Source organism: Sulfurovum sp. (genome assembly GCA_026990595.1).
In the GTDB taxonomy this organism is placed as follows: domain Bacteria; phylum Campylobacterota; class Campylobacteria; order Campylobacterales; family Sulfurovaceae; genus Sulfurovum.
This window is the reverse complement of sequence record JALXCZ010000033.1, coordinates 1-4,961: the sequence shown is the minus strand read 5'-3', so window position 1 is coordinate 4,961 and position 4,961 is coordinate 1. Positions and strand designations below refer to the sequence as shown.

Below are 4,961 nucleotides of genomic sequence, written 5' to 3'. Positions count from 1 at the left end.
CCAATTACGCCGTCGTCATGATGGCGATTGCGAGGATATTTATGTTACTTTTTACACCAGGACCTACGCCAGTACCCGAGTCTGTACGTTTGGCTATGGCTACACCGACACTTCACCACAGAACACCGGAATTTGAAGCGATCTTCAAAGAGACAAGAGAACTGCTTTTTAAACTTTTTGCTACCGATGAAGTCATCATGCTTGCATCCACTGGAACAGGAGCGATGGAAGCTGCCGTGACAAACCTTTGTCATGACACACTTCTTTCAGTAAATTCTGGAAAGTTTGGTGAGCGTTTTGGCAAGATAGCCTTAGCACATGGGCTCAAAAATGTTGAGATAAAACATGAGTGGGATACACCTGCTACGGTAGAAGAGGTAGTTGAAGCTGTGAAGGCTAACCCCTCTGTGGATGCGATAGCAATTCAGATCTCTGAATCTGCAGGTGGATTACGTCATCCGGTAGAAGAGATAGCAGCAGCAGTGAAGACTATCAACCCGAAGATCATGATTATTGCAGACGGGATTACGGCTGTAGGCGTAGAGCGTATTGATGTAGCAAATATAGATTGTTTGATCGCAGGGAGCCAAAAAGCATTAATGCTGCCGCCGGGCTTGGCGATACTTGGGCTTAGCAATGGGGCTGTTAAAAAAGTTGGAGAGGGCAAAGGTTACTATTTTAATCTTGCTTCTGAAATTAAAAAACAGCGTCAAAATACCACAGCATATACCGCAGCAACTACTTTGGTGATCGGGCTTCGTGCCATCCTTCAGGAGATAGAATCACAGGGTGGATTGGGTAAACTTTTCTGTGACACAGCACGTCGTGCCAAAGCTACACGTTTTGCGCTTGAAGCTCTAGGGCTTCATTCCTATCCTAACACCCCGGCGCGTTCTATGACAACGATCGATGATGTGAATGCCAAAGAGATCAGAGATCTGCTTAAAACAGATTTTGGTGTCAACGTGGCGGGTGGTCAGGATCATCTTAAAGGAAAGATCTTTCGTATTAACCAGATGGGACTGATAGCGCCGTATGAAATGGTAGCAGCAGTCAATGCTGTGGAACTCGCCTTGGCAAAATTGGGACGCAGAGATTTTGACGGAACGGCAAGCCGTGTCTTTCATGAAGAGTATTTTAAAACCGCATTAAAAAAAGAAGAGAAATAATGATATTTGAACATGAGATCCCAAGCGGATCAAAACTCTATTTTGGTCAATCTGCTAAAATAAAAAGAGAGATAGAATTTGTTTCCGCAGAACTTTTGGAGAACCTTGGATTTGCAGAGATAGTCACACCAATCTTCTCTTACCACCAGCAGGCAAGTTTTAATGATAAAAAGCCACTGCTTAAACTTAATGATGAAGAGAACCACGAGGTGACACTTCGTGCAGACTCTACTGCAGATGTCGTACGTATCGTCACCAAAAGACTGGGACGTTCTATGGAGTCTAAAAAGTGGTTTTATATCCAGCCTACAGTAACTTTTCCAACCAAAGAACAGTACCAGATAGGGGCTGAGGTAATAGGTGGAAGTTTTGAAGAAATAGCCAAAACAACTATTTTGCTGTTGAATGAGATGGATGCAGAACCCATGATGCAGATAGCAAATATTCGTATACCGCATTTGCTTAATGAGAAGTATGGGGTTTCACTGGATGTGTTAAAGTCTATGCATGTTGAACAGATCATAGGTACAGATCTGCCTTGGATTGAACAGCTTGTACGTATTAACAGCGTAGAAGATCTGAATGATTTGTCACTCTTTCCATCAGATATCCAGGCGGAGTTGGAAAAGATAAAGATTGCCACAGAGCAAGTGAAGTATAAGAATATGGTCATCTCTCCACTTTTTTATGCAAAGATGCGTTATTACGATTCTTTGACCTTTAGAATGTTTGAAGGCAATAGCCTCTTGGCAATGGGTGGAATTTACACAATAGACAGTGTGGAAGCAGCAGGATTTGCACTCTATACAGATGAGTGTGTGGTGAATAAAATGGATAAGGTAACTAAATGAGCAGCAAAGCAGATTTAATTGTAGGTCTCCAGTGGGGAGATGAAGGTAAAGGGAAGATTGTTGACCATATGGCACAAACACACGACTATGTATGTCGTTTTGCAGGCGGACACAATGCCGGGCATACTATTGTTATTGGTGATAAAACATATGCATTGCACCTTATCCCCTCCGGTGTACTCAATCCCGAAGCAAAAAATATTGTAGGAAACGGTGTAGTACTTTCACCGGTTGATTTCATTAAAGAGATGGAGCAGTTTGATGATTTGAAGGGAAGGCTTTTTCTTTCAGATAAAGCACATGTGCTTTTGCCCTATCATGCACAAATAGACCAAGCCAGGGAGCGTATGAAGGGTGATAAAGCCATCGGTACGACAGGTAAAGGGATCGGACCTGCATACGGTGATAAAGTTGCCCGTGTAGGTCATAGACTGGGAGAGTTGCTTCACCCTGAAAAGATGACGGCAAAGATCGTGGCATTTTTTGAGATGAATAAGCCGGTTTTTGATGCCATGGGCGTGGAAGCTCCTAATGAAACAGAATTACTGACAGAATTACAAGGATATAAAAAAGTACTTGCTCCTTTTATTACGGATACTACACAGCTGATGTGGGAAATACTTGATGACAGTAAAAAAGTACTGCTTGAAGGTGCACAGGGAACAATGCTTGATATCGACCATGGAACTTACCCGTATGTGACCTCTTCTACAACAGTCAGTGCAGGTGCATGTTCAGGTCTTGGGATCAATCCCAAAGATATTGGTAAAGTCACAGGCATTGCAAAAGCCTACTGTACTAGAGTAGGCAACGGACCTTTCCCAAGTGAAGAGTTGGGAGAAGCAGGCGATAGACTTCGTAAAAACGGACATGAATTCGGTACCACCACAGGGCGTCCGAGAAGATGCGGTTGGTTCGATGCTGTAGCGATGCGGCATGCAGTACGTGTGAACGGAGTTGATCAGGTGGCACTGATGAAACTGGATGTCCTTGATGGTTTTGATGAAGTAAAAGTATGTGTGGCATATGAAGTAGATGGTAAAGAGATCAACTATGTACCGTATGATCTGGAAGATGCTACACCGATCTACAAAAGTTTTCCAGGTTGGGATAAGACTGAAGGTATAAGAGCATTTGATGATCTGCCGGAAACGGCAAAAACATACATTTTGGCACTCGAAGAGATGATAGGGACTAAAATGGGAATTATTTCCACGAGTCCGGAACGTGAAGACACAATAATTAGATAATAAAGGGGTAGCAATGAGATTAAAACCACAACAGACAGGATATGTAGCCACAAAAATCGGTATTGATTTAGCAAATGCGCCTTTTATTACGATGCCTAAAGGGAAAGAAGCAGTGGTTGAAGCAGCAAAAAAGATCATTGATGAGAATCTTGCCAAAGAACATGCTTTAGATGAGAAAGTCAAAAAGATCTTAGATGAAAATTATGATGAGATAGAGTTCCAGCATGCGGATGAGAGACAGCTTTTCTTTATGATCAAAAAGAAAATGGCTGCAGAAGCAGGGGTGATCATGAATTATGATGACCGTTATAATGATCTTGCACACCTGATTTTAGATGAACTTTATGAAAACTATTTGGCTGAGTATACGGTCAATGAAAACCAGGTAAAGAATGTGATCTTTAAATCATTTAAGGCATTTGCAGATGCCTATGATGAGATCGATGATATTGTCTATGAGAAGATCAAAAATATGGAAAGGGAGATCATCCCGGGTTCTCAGGATTATGAACTGCTTTATGAAAGATTATATCAGGAAGAGCTTTCCAAAAGAGGAATGCTTTGATAGATAGTAAGAAGCAAGAAGCAAGTAGTAGTGAAATGAAGGAGAATGGTATGCAAAAGATAAGTTTGTATTTTGAAAATGGTTTAATGCTTGAAGCCAAGAGTTTTGGTGCTACGGGGACTTCTGTGGGAGAGATTGTATTTAATACCTCTTTGACAGGCTATCAGGAGATCGTTACTGACCCCTCTTATGCTGGGCAATTTGTGACATTTACCATGCCGGAGATCGGTAATGTAGGATGTAATGCACAGGATATGGAAAGTAAAGGTGCGCATTGTAAAGGGATCATTGTACGTACGTATCAGGATAGACCTTCCAACTTTAGAAGTGAAGAGACTTTGGCCGTATTGTTAAAAAGAGAAAATATTTTGGGTATCAGTGATATAGATACACGTTTTTTAACCAAAATGCTCCGCAATGAAGGTGCAATGATGATGGTGGCTTCCACTGAAATACATGAAGCAGCAGCATTGAAAAAAGTATTGGAATCCTCACCGCGTATTGAAGAGATAAATTACATTGAGCAGGTAAGTACTAAAGAGCCTTACATACATACACAGGCACGATACAGTACCAAAACATTCAGTTACGAGAAACCTCAAACGACTAAAAAGATCATAGCATTGGATTTTGGGATCAAAAGAAATATCCTTAATGAGCTCACCCATGCAGGGATGGAAGTGACTGTGGTACCTAATTCCATGTCTGCTGAAGATATTATTGCCAAGATTGATGCCAAAGAGTGTGACGGTGTCTTTTTATCAAATGGACCCGGGGATCCGCTTATTTTAAAAGAGGAGCAGGAAAAGATCAAAAAGCTTATCGCTGCAAAAGTACCGTTGTTTGGTATCTGTTTGGGGCATCAACTGCTTTCTATTTCTCATGGGTATGATACCTATAAATTGAAATTCGGTCACCATGGTGGTAACCATCCGGTAAAAAACACGCTAACAGGTGCTGTAGAGATTACTGCACAGAACCACAACTATAATGTACCGGACAATATCACAGAAATAGCAACAGTCACCCACGTGAACCTCTTTGACAATACGATAGAGGGACTTAAATATAATGACTCTCCGACCATGTCAGTACAGCACCACCCTGAAGCAAGTCCCGGACCACA

Annotated in this window: 5 protein-coding genes; all 5 read left to right on the top strand. The window is 41.7% G+C overall.

Annotated elements, in window-relative coordinates; translation table 11 throughout:
- Positions 1–41: 41 nt before the first annotated feature.
- Complete coding sequence (locus MVE01_RS07055; protein ID WP_472561474.1) at positions 42–1,169, top strand: pyridoxal-phosphate-dependent aminotransferase family protein; 1,128 nt, start codon at positions 42–44, stop codon at positions 1,167–1,169.
- Positions 1,169–2,020, top strand: a complete 852-nt coding sequence (locus MVE01_RS07050; protein WP_472561473.1) for an ATP phosphoribosyltransferase regulatory subunit — start codon at positions 1,169–1,171, stop codon at positions 2,018–2,020. The genes MVE01_RS07055 and MVE01_RS07050 overlap by 1 nt, the downstream gene beginning before the upstream one ends.
- A complete protein-coding gene (locus MVE01_RS07045; RefSeq protein ID WP_472561472.1) occupies positions 2,017–3,270 on the top strand; it encodes an adenylosuccinate synthase in 1,254 nt (417 codons plus the stop codon). Before MVE01_RS07050 ends, MVE01_RS07045 begins: the two co-directional genes overlap by 4 nt.
- A gap of 13 nt (positions 3,271–3,283) precedes the next feature.
- Positions 3,284–3,835, top strand: coding sequence for a DUF507 family protein (locus MVE01_RS07040; protein ID WP_472561471.1), 552 nt, complete (start codon positions 3,284–3,286; stop codon positions 3,833–3,835).
- Positions 3,836–3,885: 50 nt separating this feature from the next.
- Positions 3,886–4,961 (top strand): glutamine-hydrolyzing carbamoyl-phosphate synthase small subunit (gene carA, locus MVE01_RS07035; protein WP_472561470.1); only part of this gene is annotated, 1,076 nt, incomplete at its 3' end.

Excerpts from the sequence above, each read along its gene's own strand:
- MVE01_RS07040 (WP_472561471.1), top strand. The coding sequence starts at position 3,284 with ATGAGATTAAAACCACAACAGACAGGATATGTAGCCACAAAAATCGGT.
- MVE01_RS07050 (WP_472561473.1), top strand. The coding sequence starts at position 1,169 with ATGATATTTGAACATGAGATCCCAAGCGGATCAAAACTCTATTTTGGT.
- MVE01_RS07055 (WP_472561474.1), top strand. The coding sequence starts at position 42 with ATGTTACTTTTTACACCAGGACCTACGCCAGTACCCGAGTCTGTACGT.
- MVE01_RS07045 (WP_472561472.1), top strand. The coding sequence starts at position 2,017 with ATGAGCAGCAAAGCAGATTTAATTGTAGGTCTCCAGTGGGGAGATGAA.